This window comes from Microbacterium sp. USHLN186, from assembly GCF_037145155.1.
In the GTDB taxonomy this organism is placed as follows: Bacteria; Actinomycetota; Actinomycetes; order Actinomycetales; family Microbacteriaceae; genus Microbacterium.
Map to the genome: position 1 here is coordinate 1 of NZ_JBBCYA010000002.1, position 16,668 is coordinate 16,668.

Annotated in this window: 17 protein-coding genes; 8 read left to right on the plus strand and 9 right to left on the minus strand. The window is 71.5% G+C overall.

Going from position 1 to position 16,668, the window contains the following annotated elements:
* Nucleotides 1-173: 173 nt before the first annotated feature.
* Complete coding sequence (locus tag WFG93_RS04075) at nucleotides 174-806, minus strand: O-methyltransferase (protein WP_336645057.1); 633 nt, start codon at nucleotides 804-806, stop codon at nucleotides 174-176.
* A gap of 85 nt (nucleotides 807-891) precedes the next feature.
* Between WFG93_RS04075 and WFG93_RS04080 the strand changes: the two genes are divergently transcribed.
* A complete protein-coding gene (locus WFG93_RS04080; RefSeq protein ID WP_336645058.1) occupies nucleotides 892-1,320 on the plus strand; it encodes a Sec-independent protein translocase TatB in 429 nt (142 codons plus the stop codon).
* A 64-nt stretch (nucleotides 1,321-1,384) separates the two neighbouring features.
* On the opposite strand, the gene WFG93_RS04085 is transcribed toward WFG93_RS04080, so the two are convergent.
* The 3 genes from WFG93_RS04085 to WFG93_RS04095 are packed head-to-tail and all read right to left on the minus strand — an operon-like array spanning nucleotide 1,385 to nucleotide 4,279.
* Complete coding sequence (locus WFG93_RS04085) at nucleotides 1,385-2,506, minus strand: Mrp/NBP35 family ATP-binding protein (protein WP_336645059.1); 1,122 nt, start codon at nucleotides 2,504-2,506, stop codon at nucleotides 1,385-1,387.
* On the minus strand, nucleotides 2,493-3,020 hold the full coding sequence (locus WFG93_RS04090; protein ID WP_336645688.1) for a DUF1003 domain-containing protein: 528 nt from the start codon (nucleotides 3,018-3,020) through the stop codon (nucleotides 2,493-2,495). The genes WFG93_RS04085 and WFG93_RS04090 overlap by 14 nt, the downstream gene beginning before the upstream one ends.
* Nucleotides 3,020-4,279: a magnesium transporter MgtE N-terminal domain-containing protein gene (locus WFG93_RS04095; RefSeq protein WP_336645060.1), complete on the minus strand. Its 1,260-nt coding sequence runs from the start codon at nucleotides 4,277-4,279 to the stop codon at nucleotides 3,020-3,022. The genes WFG93_RS04090 and WFG93_RS04095 overlap by 1 nt, the downstream gene beginning before the upstream one ends.
* 77 nt (nucleotides 4,280-4,356) lie before the next feature.
* Between WFG93_RS04095 and WFG93_RS04100 the strand changes: the two genes are divergently transcribed.
* The 4 genes from WFG93_RS04100 to WFG93_RS04115 all read left to right on the plus strand — a co-directional run bounded on the left by WFG93_RS04100 (nucleotide 4,357) and on the right by WFG93_RS04115 (nucleotide 6,735).
* Nucleotides 4,357-5,262 carry a general stress protein gene (locus tag WFG93_RS04100; protein ID WP_336645061.1) on the plus strand — a complete coding sequence of 302 codons (906 nt, stop codon included), beginning with the start codon at nucleotides 4,357-4,359 and terminating at the stop codon, nucleotides 5,260-5,262.
* Nucleotides 5,263-5,320: 58 nt separating this feature from the next.
* Nucleotides 5,321-5,737 carry a hypothetical protein gene (locus tag WFG93_RS04105; protein ID WP_336645062.1) on the plus strand — a complete coding sequence of 139 codons (417 nt, stop codon included), beginning with the start codon at nucleotides 5,321-5,323 and terminating at the stop codon, nucleotides 5,735-5,737.
* Nucleotides 5,737-6,402, plus strand: coding sequence for an alpha/beta hydrolase family protein (locus tag WFG93_RS04110; RefSeq protein WP_336645063.1), 666 nt, complete (start codon nucleotides 5,737-5,739; stop codon nucleotides 6,400-6,402). The genes WFG93_RS04105 and WFG93_RS04110 overlap by 1 nt, the downstream gene beginning before the upstream one ends.
* 147 nt (nucleotides 6,403-6,549) lie before the next feature.
* On the plus strand, nucleotides 6,550-6,735 hold the full coding sequence (locus tag WFG93_RS04115) for a hypothetical protein (RefSeq protein ID WP_336645064.1): 186 nt from the start codon (nucleotides 6,550-6,552) through the stop codon (nucleotides 6,733-6,735).
* A gap of 15 nt (nucleotides 6,736-6,750) precedes the next feature.
* Here the strand turns inward: WFG93_RS04115 and WFG93_RS04120 are convergent, their stop codons facing one another.
* Complete coding sequence (locus WFG93_RS04120; protein WP_336645065.1) at nucleotides 6,751-8,172, minus strand: aminopeptidase P family protein; 1,422 nt, start codon at nucleotides 8,170-8,172, stop codon at nucleotides 6,751-6,753.
* A gap of 78 nt (nucleotides 8,173-8,250) precedes the next feature.
* Complete coding sequence (locus tag WFG93_RS04125) at nucleotides 8,251-9,276, minus strand: endonuclease/exonuclease/phosphatase family protein (RefSeq protein WP_336645066.1); 1,026 nt, start codon at nucleotides 9,274-9,276, stop codon at nucleotides 8,251-8,253.
* Nucleotides 9,277-9,330: 54 nt separating this feature from the next.
* Between WFG93_RS04125 and WFG93_RS04130 the strand changes: the two genes are divergently transcribed.
* Nucleotides 9,331-10,203, plus strand: a complete 873-nt coding sequence (locus tag WFG93_RS04130; RefSeq protein WP_336645067.1) for a PHP domain-containing protein — start codon at nucleotides 9,331-9,333, stop codon at nucleotides 10,201-10,203.
* 84 nt (nucleotides 10,204-10,287) lie between these two features.
* On the opposite strand, the gene WFG93_RS04135 is transcribed toward WFG93_RS04130, so the two are convergent.
* Nucleotides 10,288-11,799, minus strand: coding sequence for a DEAD/DEAH box helicase (locus WFG93_RS04135; protein ID WP_336645068.1), 1,512 nt, complete (start codon nucleotides 11,797-11,799; stop codon nucleotides 10,288-10,290).
* A gap of 201 nt (nucleotides 11,800-12,000) precedes the next feature.
* On the opposite strand from WFG93_RS04135, the gene WFG93_RS04140 reads away from it, so the two are divergent.
* Nucleotides 12,001-12,711 carry a ferritin-like fold-containing protein gene (locus WFG93_RS04140; RefSeq protein ID WP_336645069.1) on the plus strand — a complete coding sequence of 237 codons (711 nt, stop codon included), beginning with the start codon at nucleotides 12,001-12,003 and terminating at the stop codon, nucleotides 12,709-12,711.
* 18 nt (nucleotides 12,712-12,729) lie between these two features.
* On the opposite strand, the gene WFG93_RS04145 is transcribed toward WFG93_RS04140, so the two are convergent.
* Both WFG93_RS04145 and WFG93_RS04150 read right to left on the minus strand, forming a co-directional pair.
* Nucleotides 12,730-13,017 (minus strand): hypothetical protein, encoded by a 288-nt coding sequence (locus tag WFG93_RS04145; protein ID WP_336645070.1) that lies wholly within the window; start codon nucleotides 13,015-13,017, stop codon nucleotides 12,730-12,732.
* A 2-nt stretch (nucleotides 13,018-13,019) separates the two neighbouring features.
* On the minus strand, nucleotides 13,020-13,244 hold the full coding sequence (locus WFG93_RS04150) for a DUF3107 domain-containing protein (RefSeq protein ID WP_336645071.1): 225 nt from the start codon (nucleotides 13,242-13,244) through the stop codon (nucleotides 13,020-13,022).
* Nucleotides 13,245-13,390: 146 nt separating this feature from the next.
* On the opposite strand from WFG93_RS04150, the gene WFG93_RS04155 reads away from it, so the two are divergent.
* Nucleotides 13,391-16,657 carry an ATP-dependent helicase gene (locus WFG93_RS04155; RefSeq protein WP_336645072.1) on the plus strand — a complete coding sequence of 1,089 codons (3,267 nt, stop codon included), beginning with the start codon at nucleotides 13,391-13,393 and terminating at the stop codon, nucleotides 16,655-16,657.
* Nucleotides 16,658-16,668: the final 11 nt, after the last annotated feature.

Below are 16,668 nucleotides of genomic sequence, written 5' to 3' on the forward strand. Positions count from 1 at the left end.
GGGTGGTGTCGCGCCCCGCGGCGGGGGCGCCGCCCCCGCGGGCGGGGCGGGCGCCCCCCCCCCCCCCCCCCCCACCTGGCGCCGGGGGGGGGGGCGCCTAAACTCCCCCCCCCCCCCCCCTTCTGCGTCGTACGGTGGAGGTTCTCCGGCGATGCGGCGCCCGCCTCAGGAGCTCATTCGGCCACGCGGCTGAGCTGGAGCAGCCCCTCGCCCGCGGTGGACAGGGCGGCCAGCACCGCCTGCGACTCCTGGGTCTCCTGCACGAGCGAGCGATACGCGGTGGTGATCGGGTCGCGCTGCACGGGATCGGCGACCTTCCCACCGTGCAGCACCCGGGGCACGAGCACCAGGCCGCCGGTGCGCACCAGGCGCAGACCGTGCTCGACGTACTCGATCACGTTCTCGGCATCCGCGTCGATGAAGACGATGTCGTATGCGCTCTCGTTCATGCGCGGCAGCACGTCCGCGGCACGCCCCGTGATGAAGCGGCCACGGGTGGCGGGCACGCGGGCGTCGGCGAAGGCCTGCCGGGCTGCGCCGAGGTGCTCGGGTTCGTTGTCGATCGTGGTGAGCACCGCCTGCGGGGCGCCGCGCAGCAGCCACAGTCCGGAGACTCCCGCTCCGGTGCCGATCTCGACGATCGAGCGGGCGGCGGTCGCGGCCGCCAGCACGGCGCACTGGGCACCGACGACGGCGCTGATCGGGGCAGCCCCGAGTTCGAGGGCGTGGGCGCGGGCCCGCGCGATCGCGGCGGGCTCCACGATGGTCTCGCGCGCGAATCGGGCGTTCGCGTCGTGCTCGCTCATGGGTTCTCCTCGGGAAGGGGCTCAGTGACAAGCGTATGCGGGGTCGGTGCCTCGTGGAGTGAGGCGCGGCGGGTAGCCTGGGACCATGGAACTGGGCTTGACCTTCGACAAGCTGCTGCTGATCGGGCTTGTCGCAGTGATCATCATCGGCCCTGAGCGCCTGCCCAAGGCAGCCGAGACGTTCGCGAGGATCGTGCGCCGCGCGGGGGACTACCTGCGCGAGACGAAGACGAAGATGCGCGACGAGTTCGGGCCCGAGATCGACGAGGTCGACTGGCGCAAGCTCGACCCGCGCCAGTACGACCCGCGGCGCATCATCCGCGATGCGCTGTTCGAGGAACCCGGCTTCGATTCCCCGGCGGGCGCTCCGTCCGCCTCCGCCGGTCAGCGCGGGCCGGCCGGCGCGGCCACGTCGATCGTGGCGACCGACCCCGTCACTCCTCCGCGCCCGCGGATGACGCGCACCCACTTCACGAGGGATTCACCGCCGCCGTTCGACGTCGAGGCGACCTGAGGGCGTCGATCAGGACGGCCGGCACGCCCGGTAGGGGAGCCGGCCCTGGGGCGGTTCAAGGAGCTCAGTGCGGGCGCAGCGGCAGCGAGCGCCCGGCGAGACCGCGTCCGCGGTGCGTGATCCGCTCGGCGATCTCGGCGATCGCGCGCGAGGCGACGTCGTCCGGATCCCCGAGCACGACCGGCAGCCCCGCATCGCCGCCGCGACGCAGCGCAGGGCTGAGCGGCACCGATGCCAGCAGCGGCACCGTCTCGTCCGAGGTGCTCAGTGCACGGGCCACCTCGTCGCCGCCGCCCGCACCGAACAGGTCGAGCATGCTCCCGTCTGGGAGCGCGTAGGCGGACATGTTCTCGACGACGCCGATCACGTGCTGACCGGTCTGACGGGCGACGAGGCCGCTGCGGATCGCGACGTCGGCCGCTGCCGGCTGAGGGGTGGTGACCACGAGCACCTCGGCGTGCGGCAGCAGCTGACCGATCGAGATCGCGATGTCGCCGGTGCCCGGCGGCATGTCGATGAGCAGGATGTCCAGGTCGCCGAAGAACACGTCGGTGAGGAACTGCTGCACGGTGCGGTGCAGCATGGGTCCCCGCCAGGCCACGGCGGCTTCGCCGTCGCGCAGGAACATGCCGATCGAGATGGTCTTCACATCGTGCGCGACGGGCGGCAGCATGAGGTCGTCGATCCGGGTGGGCTGGATGCCAGGGGCGATACCCAGCAGACCCGGGATGGAGAAGCCGTGCACGTCGGCATCCACGAGCCCCACTCGCATCCCCTGCTGAGCCAGGGCGACGGCGAGGTTCGCGGTGATCGTCGACTTGCCCACACCGCCTTTCCCGCTTGAGACGAGGATCACCCGGGTGAGCGAGTCCGGTCCGAACGGCATGTGCCGGGCGGGGCGGCCGGCGCGCAGCCGCTCGGTGAGAGCCCGGCGCTCATCCGTGGTCATCACGCCGACCTCGACACCGACGGCCTCGATTCCGGGCACGGATGCCGCAGCGTCGTGCACGTCCTGCTCGATGCGCTGCGCCGCGGGGCATCCGACGATCGTGAGCACGATGCCGACCCGGGCCGTGGTGCCCTCCACCGTGACGTCGCGCACCATGTCGAGGTCGCCGATCGGGCGGCGCAACTCGGGATCAGTCACCGCGGCGACGGCCGCGCGGACGCGCTCAGCGACGGTCATCGCGGCTCTCCGCCGGGTGTGCGTCCTCGCCCAGCTCGGCGAGCAGGGCCTTCAGCTCCTGGCGCAGCACTTCCCGGGTGACCGTCTGCGACGAGCGCTCCTCGAGCGCGAGGCGCAGCGCGACGATCTCGCGGGCGAGGTACTCCGTGTCGGCGAGATTGCGTTCGGCCCGCTGCCGGTCCTGCTCGATCTGCACCCGGTCCCGGTCGTCCTGACGGTTCTGGGCGAGCAGGATGAGCGGCGCCGCGTACGAGGCCTGCAGAGAGAGCATGAGGGTGAGCGCGGTGAAGCCCAGGGCTGCGTCGTCGAAGCGCAGCTCGCGCGGCATCAGGGTGTTCCACACGATCCACGCGGCGCAGAACAGCGTGAGGATGACGAGGAACGCCGGGGTGCCCATGGCGCGCGCCACCCACTCGGTGAACCGGCCGAACCGGTCGCGCGACGGAGCGGCGGTGCGGGTCGCGCCGCGTGTGCCGGGGGTGTCCAGCTGCGCGCGGCGGGTGGGGCGGGCCATCATCGCGTGCCGCCTGTCGGCTCTTCGGCATCGTTCGTGCGCCAGTCGTCCGGCAGCAGGTAGTCGAGCACGTCGTCGACACTGATCGCGCCGACCAGGCGGTGCGCGCTGTCGATGACCGGCAGCGAGACGAGGTCGTAGCTGGCCAGCATGCGCGCGACCTCGGCTGCGGAGGCGGTGACCGACACCGGTTCGAGGGTGTCATCGAGGATGGCGCCGAGTCGCTCATGCGGGGGGTAGCGCAGCATCTTCTGGAAGTGCACGACGCCCAGCAGGCGCCCGGTCGGCGTCTCGAACGGCGGCAGGGTCACGAACACCGCCGCGGCGAGGGCCGGGTGCAGTTCATGGCGGCGGATGAGGGCGAGGGCCTCCGCCACGGTGGCATCCGCGGAGAGGATGATCGGCTCCGGCGTCATCAGACCGCCCGCGGTGTCGGGGCCGTAGCGCAGCAGCATCCGCACGTCGTCGGCCTCCTCCGGCTCCATGAGCGCGAGCAGCTGCTCGAGGCGCTCTGGCGGCAGCTGCGCGAGCAGGTCGGCGGCGTCGTCGGGCTCCATCTCGTCGAGCACGTCGGCTGCGCGCTCGTCGCCCAGGCGGTCGAGGATGCCGACCTGGTCGTCCTCCGCCATCTCCTCGAGGGCGTCGGCGAGGCGCTCGTCGGGCAGCTCCTCGGCGACCTCGATGCGCCGCTCCTGAGGCAGATCGAGCAGGGTGGTGGCGAGGTCGGCGGCGTGCAGTTCGGAGTAGGTGGCGACGAGCTGCTCGGCGGACTGCGCCTGGCCCGGCTCGCGCAGCTCGGCGACCTCACTCCACGCGGCGAAGGTGGTGGAACCCTTGGCGAAGGGGGACGCGCTCGTCTTCGCCTTGCGCAGGAAGAGCTGCGTGATGCCCCACTCGCCGTGGCGGTCCTGTTCGATGGCGACGTCCTCGACCACGGCGGTCGCGCCGCCGTCGATGAGGCTGACGCGGCGTCCGAGGAACTCGGCGACCACGCGCACCTCGCCGGGGCGTGGCTGGAAGCGGCGGACGTTGATGAGGCCGGTGGTGATGACCTGACCTGCACGTATCGAGGTGACGCGGCCGATGGAGAGGAAGACGTGGCGGCGGCCGGGGATCTCGACGACGAGACCGATTACGCGCGGCGAGGCGGTCTTGCGGTACACGATGACGACGTCGCGCACCTTGCCGAGGCGATCTCCGGCGGGGTCGAAGACGGCACATCCTGCCAGACGCGCGACGAAGACCCGTTGTGTGCTCACGCCTCCCAGCGTAGTGCGCGGGAGCTGCGTGAATCCGGGCGGGTGACCGGAAGCCGAGTCGATGGGACAATGGCCGGATGAGCATGCTGAATCGACCGGGGAACGGCAACGACATCGGCGAGGTGATCGCCTCGACGAAAGATTACGAGGCGGCGCAGAAGATCGTGTCGAAGCTGATCGCGGGTGAGGTGCCCGCCCGCGACATCGCGATCGTCGGTGAGGGCGTGCGCACGGTGGAGCGCGTGACGGGCAAGCTGGGATATGCGGCTGCGGCTCGCTCGGGTGCGATGAACGGCGTGCTGATCGGTCTGCTGCTGTCGGCGATCATGCTGTTCGGGACGCCCGATGCGCCGATCTCGCTGTTCCTCGGGTTCATCCTCATCGGCGTCGCCCTGGGCATGATCATGAGCCTGGTGATGTACTCGATCGTGCGTCGGCGGCGGGACTTCGCGAGCATGATGCAGATGCTCGCGGATCACTACGAGGTGCGCGTGCAGCCGTCGTCGCTGACCAAGGCGCGCGGCATCGTCGGACCGGACCGTCCGTCGACGGTGCGCCCGCCGGTCGACCTCAGCGAGCCGCCGCGGTACGGCGAGCGGCTGCAGCCGGGCGGCGGGACGCCCTCGGGCGGCACCAGTGGTGGCGTCTCCGGTGGTGGTGTTGCCGGTGGTGGCGTCAGCGGTGGCGGCGTCCCGGGCGACGGTGTCTCGGACGGTGGCGTCTCCGGTGGCGGCGCTGTCGGCGGTGACATCGGCGCGGGCGAGGTCGGCGGAGTGGAGGGCGGTGGTCCGTCCGGCGCCGGAGGTGGCGACCGGGACGGGAACGCGTCGCGCGGTCTCGACGCTCGGGCGGGTGAACGGCCGGTCGGCGGGCATCCCGTCGGCGATGCGGCGCCGGCCATCCCGCCGCGACCTCCGCTTCCCGCTACGCGGCCGGTTCTCCCCGGTGAGGGGGATGCCTCTGGGCCGGTCGCCGATCGATGAGGCGGGGCGCGCGGCGACGATGAGGATCGGCGACGATGACCGCGTCCGGCGAGTTGTGATGGCGAGGGGCACCGCCCGCGCAGGTGAGGCGTCCGGTGCATCGGCGTGGGCGCTGGGTCTGCTCGTGCTGCTGCCGATCCCGCTGCTCGGCCCGCTCGCGGCGGGCGGGGCGATGATCGCCGCATACGGTTCGCTGTCCCGCCAGGGGCCGGTGGCGAAGGCGAACGCGGCGGCCGCTCGCTCGTGGGGACGCCTGTTCCTGATCGTGTCGACGTCGCTGCTCGTGCTGCAGCTCGCGATCGGACTCATCCGGCTGACGCAGCCGGATGCCGCGGCATCCGCTCTCTTCCTGCTCGTGATGCCGTTGGTGCTGTACGTCGCTGTGTGCGCCGCGCATCTGGTGGTGGTGATCGTGGCGCTGGCACGGATCCGCTGCGGCGGATCCGTGCGTGTGCCGTCGAGACGGAGCTTCTGATGCGCATTGAGGTGGCGTTGCCGGCCGGGACCGTGCAGGTGAGCGCGGCGTGGGAGCAGCCCGACGGTGCGTCGCGCGGTGTGGTCGCGATCGCCCACGGCGCGGGTGCGGGGATGGATCACCCGTTCCTGGTGGGTTTCGCGCGGGCGCTGCGCGACGAAGGATTCACGACCGTGCGCTTCAACTTCCCCTATGTGGAGGCGGGGCGGCGGATGCCCGGCCCCGCCGCGCATGCGATGCTCACCTGGCGCGCTGTGGTGGAGCGGGCTCGGCAGGAGGAGCCGGGCTCACGGATCTGGACATGCGGGAAGTCGTACGGCGGACGGATGGCGTCCATGGCGGCAAGCGACGGCATGGCGGTGGACGGGCTCATCTATCTCGGGTATCCGCTGCATCCGCCCGGGAAGCCGGAGAAGCCGAGAGTCGAGCACCTTCCCTCCGTCGCGCCGCCGCAGCTGTTCGTGGAAGGGACGAATGATCCCTTCGTGCAGCCTCTCGAGCAGCTGGAGGAGGCGGTCGGAAGCTGCCAGGAGGCCCGCATCGCGTGGATCGAGGGCGGCGGGCACTCGTTCGAGGTGAAGGGCCGCCGACGTGCCGCTCAGGAGGTGGGCGCTTCGCTTGGGCCGGTCGTCAGCGCATTCATCGCCGAGGTGGAGCGGCGCTGAGCGCCCTCAGGACGTTCGAGGGGCCGGCGGCCTCACGCAGCCCCGGGTCTGAAGCGGCGAGCCGGTGGATGGACGCCCGCCCACGCCGCGGTCAGCACCGCTCGCGGACGCAGCGGGATGGGGGATCGCCCCCCAGGCGGATGCAGGATGAAGTCCTCGTGTCTGTCCCGAGTGATGCGCCAGCCGCCTGAGCAGGTGCTCTTCACCGACGATTCGCTCACGAATCTGGCTGGTGCGACGGCACTTGGTACGCCAACGCATCATTTCGTCGATGAAGCAGGCCTGTGGGACACGCTCGAGGAGATCGGCGCACTTCGGACGCCATCGTCGTGAACGCCCGCGCCGGTGTCAGCCCTGCAGACGCGCGATCCACGCCTCGACGTCGTCCGCCGTGCGCGGGATATCGGCGGAGAGGTTGACGGGTCCGTCGGCGGTCATGAGGATGTCGTCCTCGATGCGCACGCCGATGCCGCGCAGCTCCTCCGGCACGGTCAGATCATCGATCTGGAAGTAGAGACCGGGCTCGATCGTGAAGACCATCCCCGGCTCGAGGACGCCGTCGTAGTACATCTCGCGACGCGCCTGCGCGCAGTCGTGCACGTCGATGCCCAAGTGGTGGCTGGTGCCGTGCACCATGTAGCGGCGGTGCTGCCCACCGCGGTCGGCATCCAGCGCCGCGTCGGCGCTGACCGGCAGCACGCCCCACTCCGCGGTGCGGCGCGCGATCACCTCCATCGCCGCCTCGTGGACGGCACGGAAGCGCACGCCCGGCTTGGCGGCGGCAAAGGCGGCATCCGCCGCCTCGAGCACGACGTCGTACACGCGCCGCTGCACATCCGAGAACCTGCCGTTCACCGGCAGGGTGCGGGTGATGTCGGCAGTGTACTGGCTGTCGACCTCGACGCCGGCGTCGATGAGGATCAGATCGCCCGGCACGACCGCGCCGTCATTGCGCGTCCAGTGCAGGTAGCACGCGTGATGACCGGACGCGGCGATGGTGTCGTACCCCTCCCAGTGCCCGTCGCTGCGCGCGCGCTGGTGGAAGACGCCCTCGACGATGCGCTCGCCGCGCGGATGCGCGACGGCCCGGTCGAAATCGCGGATGATGTCATCGAAACCGGATGCCGTCACCGCGACGGCATGGCGCATCTCAGCGATCTCGTACTCGTCCTTCACCAGGCGCAGCTCGGACACGAAGCGGGTGAGCTCCTCGTCCTCGTCCACGACCAGGTCGTCCTCGCCGGCTTCGAACGTGTCGACGTGTGCGGTGGCCAGATCGAGGTCGGCGGCGACGCCGGCGAGCGAGGGACGGGGACCGATCCAGAACTCACCGATCGTGGCATCCGAGTAGAACTCGCTGGTAGTGCGATCCGCGCGCTCGCGGAAGTACAGCGTGACCTCGTGGCCGGAGTCGGTGGGCTCGAACACCAGCAGCGAGTCCGGCTCGGACTCGTTCGCCCAGCCGGTCAGGTGCACGAACGCGGAGTGCGCACGGAACGGGTAGTCGGTGTCGTTGCTGCGCTGCTTGAACGAGCCCGCGGGAACCACCAGGCGCTTGCCGGGGAAGGCCTGCGACACGGCGTCGCGGCGCCGGGCAGCGTACGGGGCCTGCGCGCGCGGCGCGGGCAGGGTCTCGGGCCGATCCGCCCACCCCGTCGAGATCGTGTCGAGGAATCCCCGCGGGAACGGCTGCTTGCGCGGGTTCTTCTTCTCTTCGGCGACGGGCTCGGCGGGGGTCTCGACGGCGGCGTCGTTCTCTGCGCTGGTCATGGCTCCATTGTCTCACCGACCTGCAGACGGGCGCGGCCCCTCGACACGCTCAGGGTCCTAGTAGGCCGACGTGCGAGATCAGCCGCGGGCGGGCTCCAGCTGGGCGACGATCGCGCGGTGGTCGCTGCCGCCGGCATCCGCAAGCACGGCACTGCCCGTCGCGACCCAGCTCGGACTCGACATGATGTGGTCGATGGGCGCGCCGACCAGCCGGGGCAGCTTCGCCGGCCACGTGCCCACCATCCCGTTGCCCGTGGTCGCCGCCGCGTCGACACAGCGCCCCATGGCGCCGCCGTCCACACCGAACGAGGCCATGTGATCGAGCGTGGCGTTGAAGTCGCCGGCGAGGATGAACTCGCCCTTCGGGCACTGATCGGCGATCCACTCGAGGTCGGACTGCCACTGCGCCATGGCGTCCTCGCGGGGCGCGACGGCGTGCACGGCGACGATGGTCGGACCCGACCCGTCCACCGGCATGGCCACGGCGCTCGGCACTTCCCCGGTGTTGCTCGAGCCGTCGCGCGAGGAGTCGATCACCGAGTACTCGCCGAGCTCGGTGGAGATGAGGATGGTGGTCTGCCAGGCCTGCGGCCCGTCCGGCACATCCGGGCGGATGTTGACGTGATGCACCCACATGGGCCGGCCCGCGTCGCGCATCCGGATGGCGATCTGCTCGCCGACCTCCTCCGAGGTCTCCGGCAGCGACACGATGTCGATCTGCTGCTGGGCGATCACCCCGGCGATGGTCTCCGCCGATACCGCCGCGCCGGCGGTGTTCCAGCTCAGCACGCGCAGGGCCTCGTCGGTCTTGGCGGGCAGGGTGTCGTCGCCGTAACCGCGCAGAGCGCCGATAGTCGCGCTCGCTCCCGCACCGACCAGCGCGACGACGAGGATCGACGCGGCAAAGCCGCGCAGCGGCCGGGCGAACAGCAGGAACGCCGCGAGCAGCGCCACGGCAAGGAAGCCGGCCGCCATCGCACCGCGCGCCGACACGATCTGCGCCATCGGGAAGGTCAGCTCGAGCCGGAAGAACTGCGGCCAGACGAGCACCGCGGTCGCGATCGCGAACATCACGGTGACGAGGATTCCGACGAGTCTCAACATCGGCGCACAGCCTAGGGGAGCAGGCTGTGACGGCGCTGGCGGTACGCTCGGATCATGACCTCCGGCGCCCGACACCGCTTCCGCGGGCCGAGCGACCTGCACCTGCACTCCAACCACTCCGATGGCACCGAGGCGCCCGCGGAGGTGGTGCGCCAGGCGCACGCCCATGGCATCCGCACACTGGCGCTGACCGATCACGACCGCACGACCGGCTGGGCCGAAGCCGGCGATGCGGCCGTCGCGCACGGCATGACGTTCCTGCCCGGAATCGAGTTCTCCGCCAAGCACGAGTGGCGCAGCGTGCACGTGCTCGGCTACCTGTTCGACCCCGCCGACCCCGACCTCGTCGCCGAGACCGAGCGCATCCGCAGCGACCGCGTGGGCCGGGCGGAGCGGATCGTGCGCAGCATCGGCCGCGACTACGACCTCGTCTGGGCGGACGTGGTCGGCCAGACGACCCCGGATGCCACCGTGGGCCGCCCGCACATCGCCGACGCGCTCGTCGCTCGCGGGATCGTGCGCGACCGGACGGAGGCGTTCGAGGGCATCCTGCATCCGCGTGAGGGCTACTACGAGCCGCACTACGCGCCGGACCCGATGACGGCGGTGCGTCTGATCACCCGCGCCGGGGGAGTGGCCGTGATCGCGCATCCGGTCACCAGCCGGGACCGGATGCTGCCGCTGGCGTACCTCGAGCGGCTGATCGCCGCGGGTCTCGCCGGGCTCGAGATCGACCACCGCGAGAACACGGCAGCGGGCAAGCGACTGCTGCGTGATTTCGCCGCGACGCACGATCTGATCGTCACCGGCTCCAGCGATTACCACGGTTCGGGCAAGCCGAACCGTCCCGGGGAGAACACCACGTCGGACGAGATGGTGGCGCGCATCATCGACCGTGCCACCGGCACGGCGCCACGCTTCGGCTGACGCGGGAACGGCTGACGCCGGAACGGCTGACGCCGAAACGTGCGAGGCCTCCCCTGCGTGGCAGGGGAGGCCTCAGAACGTGCGTCAGGCGCCGCTGGGCGCTGCGCCTCCGCTGCGGCGGCGACGACGGCGACGCTGCGGCGCGGGCTTGCCGTCGCGGTGCTCGCGGGTCGCGTCGCCGTCGTGCGTGCCGGCGCCCTCCGCCTCGCGGTCCGCGCCCTGGTCGCCGGCGGCATCCGGGCTCTTCTGCTCTGCGCCCTCCACGAACGTCGAGCCGACGTCACCCGAGCTGCGGCGGCGGCGGCGACGGCGACGCGTGGTGCCCTCGTCGGTGCCCTCGGCGGCGGCATCCGCTGCCTTCTGCGGCTGACGCTGACGACGCTCCGCGGCGGGCTTCTCGGACTTCGGGGCGGTCGTCAGGCGGCCCTTCGTGCCCTCGGGGATGTCGAGGTCGGAGTACAGGTGCGGGCTCGACGAGTACGTCTCGACCGGCTCGGGCTGACCGAACTCCAGGGCACGGTTGATCAGCGCCCACTTGTGCAGGTCCTCCCAGTCCACGAACGTGACCGCGATGCCCGTCTTGCCCGCGCGACCGGTGCGGCCGGCGCGGTGCAGGTAGGTCTTGTCCTCATCGGGGATGGTGTGGTTGATGACGTGGGTGATGTCGTCCACGTCGATGCCGCGGGCGGCCACATCGGTGGCCACGAGCACGTCGCGCTTGCCGGCCTTGAACGCGGCCATCGAGCGCTCACGCTGCTCCTGGCCCATGTCGCCGTGCACGCCGCCGACGTTGAACCCGCGGTCGCCGAGCTCGTCGACGAGCTTCTGCGCGGCGCGCTTGGTACGCGTGAAGATCACGGCCTTGCCGCGACCCTCCGCCTGCAGGATGCGGGCGATGATCTCGTCCTTGTCGAGCGAGTGCGCCCGGTAGACGATGTGCTTGATGTTCGCCTGCGTCAGGCCCTCGTCGGGGTCGTTGGCGCGGATGTGAATGGGGTTCGACATGAACCGGCGGGCGAGCGCGACGATCGGCCCCGGCATGGTCGCCGAGAACAGCTGCGTGTGGCGCACCGGCGGCACCTTCGAGAAGATCTTCTCGATGTCGGCGAGGAAGCCGAGGTCGAGCATCTTGTCGGCCTCGTCGAGCACCACCTCGGTCGCGTTCGACAGGTCCAGGAGACGCTGATTGGCGAGGTCGATGAGGCGTCCGGGCGTACCCACGACGATCTGCGCACCGGCCTTGAGCTGGTCGATCTGGCCCTCGTAGGCCTTTCCGCCGTAGATGGCGACGACGCTCGTCGAGCGGTTCGAGGTCAGCAGGTCCATGTCCTCGTACACCTGCACGGCGAGCTCACGGGTCGGCACGACGATGAGCGCCTTCACTCCGGGCTCGGGGTCCAGACCCAGACGCTGCACGACCGGGATGCCGAATCCGAAGGTCTTGCCGGTGCCGGTCTTGGCCTGGCCGATGATGTCCTGCCCGGGAAGGCCCAGCGGGATGGTCTGCTCCTGGATGGGGAAGGCGTCGACGATCCCCTTCGCGCCCAGCGCGTCGACGATGTCCTGATCGATTCCCAGATCAGTGAATGAAGTCACAGTGTTCTCTTGCCTGTCCGGCGCGTGCACGGGCTGTGCCGCACGAGCCGCGCCTCGTGATGGATCCACGCCGTCTCATTGCATGCCACAGGCGCGGGGCCCTGCTCCGATGGCAGGACGGCACCAGCCTACCGGAGCCGCCCCCGCCGACCGGAAGAGCGAGTTCTGGGCGGGTGCCGCGGCGCCCAGTAGTCTGGGCGGGTGGTCAACTGGTTCTGGAAGCGCAAGCCGCAGCGGCGCACGCTGAAACTGCGCGGACGCGGGGAGAGCGGCAATGCCACGCGCGTCGACTTCGCCGAACTCGCCCCCGAGCTGAACCGCTTCCTCGGGCAGGCCGCTTATCTGCAGCTGGGCTACTTCGAGACCCTCAGCCGCGGCATCCGGGGCACGCCGGCCCTGGCACGCAAGGAGGCCCTCTTGCGAGCCGCCGGAGCGGCCCTCGACAAGCACCACGCAATCGTGAAGGTGATCGCCGAACGCGGCGACGACCCCACGCAGGTGATGCTGCCCTTCCGCGAGAACCTCGATGACTTCCGCCGCAAGACGATCGGAGAGCGGCAGGAGGAGACCCTGCTGGCGGTGTATCTCACCGCCGGCATGCTCGACGACTTCTATCTCGCGCTCGCCTCGAGCTACGGCGAGACGGGGGAGCGGGTCGCGGCGATCCTGCGCCAGGACGACCGCGGCAGCGAGATCGTGTCGATCATCCAGGAGACGATCGAGAGCGACGACGAGTGGCGCGCGCTGCTGTCGATGTGGGGACGCCGCCTCGTCGGCGACACGCTGCTCGTCTGCCGTGACGCCCTGCGCCCTGGCCGGCTGGAGGCCGACGACCAGCGCATAGAGCCGGTGTACACCGAGCTGATGGGCGCGCATGCGCGGCGAATGGATGCCATGGGGCTCGCCTCCTGATCACCCGGAAGCCGAGCGTCAGATGCCGAGGGTGCGCTTCTCGCGTGCGTCGCCGCGAGTGCGTCGCGTGGTGAGGAGCACCGTCGCCGCCGCCGCGAGGGCGAGTCCGCCGCCGATGCTGGCGACCCAGAGCAGCGGATCACTCGCTACGACGCCGCACCACTGCAGGATCGTGTAGATCGCGGCGGCAGCGGCCGTGGCGATCGCCGGTGTGACGGCGACTCCGCGCAGATCGCGCGTCGGCAGCAGAAAGTGCAGCGCGACGCCGAGCGAGCACGCGGCGATCAGCGCGAGCAGGATGTACATCGTCAGGCGACGAAGCCGACCCGTCGCGACTCCTCGGTGCCCAGCTCGATGTAGGCGAGGTTCGCCGTCGGCACGATGTAGGAGCTGCCCTTGCTGTCGCTGAGGGTGATGTGGCTCGTGTTCTGCTCGAGGGCCGAGGTCACCTGTGCGCGCACCTCATCCGCGGTGCTGGAGGTGTCGAAGCTCAGCTCACGACCGGTGTTGACGATGCCGATGCGGATTTCCACGCGATCTCCTCAGGTTGGGCGAACACCCCGACTCTACCCGCTGGGCTCTGTGGGGGTCCGGTGGTGACCGCGGATTTCGCCCTCGGCGCACAGCGCGCGCCGGTGCGCGCGACGCGGTGTCGGTGCGCGCGGCTAGCGTGGAGATCATGACCCAGGATGCCGCGCAGCACGCCGTCGTGGTCGCCGACGCGACCGCATCCGGCGTCGTGATCGGCGCGCCCGGCACGGGCAAGACCACCGCGCTCATCGACCGGGTGGTGCACCTGTTGAAGCAGGGCCTCACCGCCGAAGAGGTGCTCGTGCTCACGCCCAGCCGCCAGGCCGCGACGGCGCTGCGCGATCGCATCGGCGTGCGCGTCGACCAGGCCACTCCCGGACCGCTGGCGCGCTCGCTGGGCTCTTTCGCATTCCAGCTCGTGCGTGGAGTCGCCGTGCGTCAGGGGCAGGAACCGCCGGCCCTGCTCACCGGCGCCGACCAGGACCGCATCCTCGCCGACCTGCTCGCCGGCGACGCCGAGGACGCCGAGCGGGCCTGGCCGGAATCGCTGAGCCCGGCCGTGCGGGCGTCGAAGGGGTTCCGCTCCGAGCTGCGGGCCTTCCTCGCGGAGTGCACCGAGCTGGGAGTGCGTCCCGGTGAGCTCTCGGCATCCGGACGCGAGGTCTGGCAGGCCGTCGATGACTTCCTCGGGGAGTACCGCGACGTTCTGGGCGGCATGCGCATCGCGCACCGCGACGTGCCGGAGCTGCTCGCCGAGGCGACCGCCATCCTGCACACCGCGGAGGCGGCGGACCTCGGTCCCCTCGCCCGGCTGCGCGCCGTGCTGATCGACGACGCCCAGGAGCTCACGCGCGGCGGCATCCGGATCGTGCGCGCGCTGCTCTCGCGCGGCGTCGCGGTGCTCGCCTTCGGTGATCCCGACATCTCCTCCGGCGCCTTCCGTGGCGCGAGCCCCGAGCTGTTCGCCGAGCTGGCCGGGGTGCTCGGCGCGGTGCACGTGCTCGACGGCGCGCACCGGCAGAGTCCCGCCCTGACCGCGCTGACCCGCACGGTGACCGAGGCGATCGGCGTCGCCGGCCGGGTCGAGCACCGGCGGCCGCCCGCGCAGACGACGGATGCCGGCGTGCGCACCCTCGTCGCCCCGTCGCCGCACGAGGAGATCGACCGCATCGCCGCCGTGCTGCGCGAGTGGCACCTCGATGAGGGCATCCCGTGGAGCGAGATGGCGGTCATCGCACACGACACCCGGCAGATCGTCGCGCTCGAGGCCGAGCTCGCGGCGCGGGAGGTGCCCACGCGCGCCGCCGGCGTGCCCCGCCCGCTGGGCAGCGAGGCGACGGTGCGTCAGATCATCGAGATCGTGCGCCTGGGACTCACGCCGGCCGCCGAACGTCCGGTCGAGATGCTCGCCGAGGCGCTCGTCTCACCATTCGGCGGACTCGACCCGGTGGGGCTGCGCAGGCTGCGCGCCCGGCTGCGGCACGTCGAGCTTGCAGAGGGCGGCTCGACCCCGGCGCGCGAGCTGCTGCGCGAGGCGATGCAGTTCCCGCACCTGTTCGATCGCGTCGACGCGCCCGAAGCGCGTCTCGCCCAGCGCTTCGCCCTCACCCTGCGGACGCTGCACGACGACGGCGCCGCGGGGCGCACGGTGCACGAGCTGCTGTGGACCGTGTGGGAGCGCGCTCGCTCGATCGGCGGTCAGCCGCTGGCCGCCGCCTGGCGGGCGGCGGCGGTCGAGCCGGGCGGCGGGGAGATCGCGCGGTCGCTGGACAGCCTGGTCGCGCTCTTCGACGCCGCCAAGCGCTTCGTCGAGCGCGCCCCGCAGGAGAAGCCGGCGCTGTTCATTCGCGACATCCTCGACAGCGAGGTGCCCGAGGACACCCTCTCCACCCCCGACCGGCCCGGGCTCGTGACGCTGCTCACCCCGGCGAACGCCCTGGGCACGGAGTTCGAGGCGGTCGTGGTCGCCGGTGTCCAGGACGGCGTCTGGCCGAACGTGCGGCTGCGCGGCGGAATGCTCGAGACCTGGCGGCTGGCCGAGGCGATCACAGCCGCGCGCTCCGGCTCGCCCGAGGTGGTGCCTGGGGCGCTGGACCGGCGGCGCAGTGCGCTGCACGACGAGCTGCGCCTGTTCGTGCGCGCTCTCTCCCGTGCTCGCCGTCAGCTCGTCATCTCCGCCGTCGACGACGACGACCTCAGCCCCAGCCCGTTCTTCACCTTCCTGCCCGCGCCGCCACCGCCCGAGGAGGATGAGCGGCGCTTCGCGCATCCGCTCACCCTGCGCGGCCTGGTCGCCCGGCACCGGCGCACGCTGACGACCGCGACCGATGCGGAGGACGCGGCGTTCGCGGCCGGTCAGCTGCGCATCCTCGCCGAAGCGGGCGTGCCGGGCGCGCATGTCGACGACTGGTACGGCGTCACCGCTGCCACGACGACCGCTCCGCTGCGGGATCTGCGACAGGGGCCGGTGCGGGTATCGCCGTCGCGCCTGGAGACGTTCGAGGAGTGCGGCCTGAACTGGGCCATCGCGGCGCTCGGCGGCGACACCGTCGCGCCTCCGACCGCGGGCATCGGCACGATCCTCCACGAGGTGCTGGAGCGGGTGCCCGATGGCGACCCCGAGGCCATGCGGGCCATCGTCGACGAGCACTGGCCAGAGCTGGACTTCGAGACCGCCTGGATCGGCCGCAAGGAGCGCCGACGCACCGAGCTCTACATCGAGCGACTGCGCGCCTATCTCGACGAGGTCGCTCGCGACGGCGGCCGCGTGGTCGCCGCGGAGGCTGAGTTCCGCTTCAGCGTCGACCTCGCGGACGGCACCGTGCGCCCGGTCGCTGCTCCCGGCCGAAGGGCGGATGCCGCGGCGGAGGCTGAGGACACCGCCGTCCACCCGGAGGCTCTTGCGCAGGGCGCCGACGGGCACGAGCATGCCCTGGTGAGCGGAGTGATCGACCGGGTCGAGGTGTACCCGGCGGAGGCCGGGGAGCACGCCCCGGCACGCGGACAGCGCTGGGAGCGGATGTCATCACCGCAGACGGGGGAGCGGGTGGTCGTGGTCGACCTGAAGACGGGCAAGTACGAGCCGGAGACCGAGGCGAACGTGCGCGAGCACGCGCAGCTGGCCGCGTACCAGATCGCCGTACAGGAGGGCCTGCTCGAGGGGGCGCCCGCTGCGGGCCTCACCGGCGCGCGCCTGGTGATCGTGTCGAAGACCGTCGGGAAGTCGCAGTACCGCGTCGCGCACCAGCACACCCTCGACGACGAGGCGCGCAAGGCGTTCGTGCAGCGCGTGGTGGATGCCGGCCGCGGCATGGCCGCCGACAGCTTCACCGCGCAGGTCGAGGCGCACTGCGCCGACACGCAGGTGCGCGTCACCACCTGTCACATCCACACCGTCCCGGCGGTGAGCGCGTGAGCGGGCTCCGG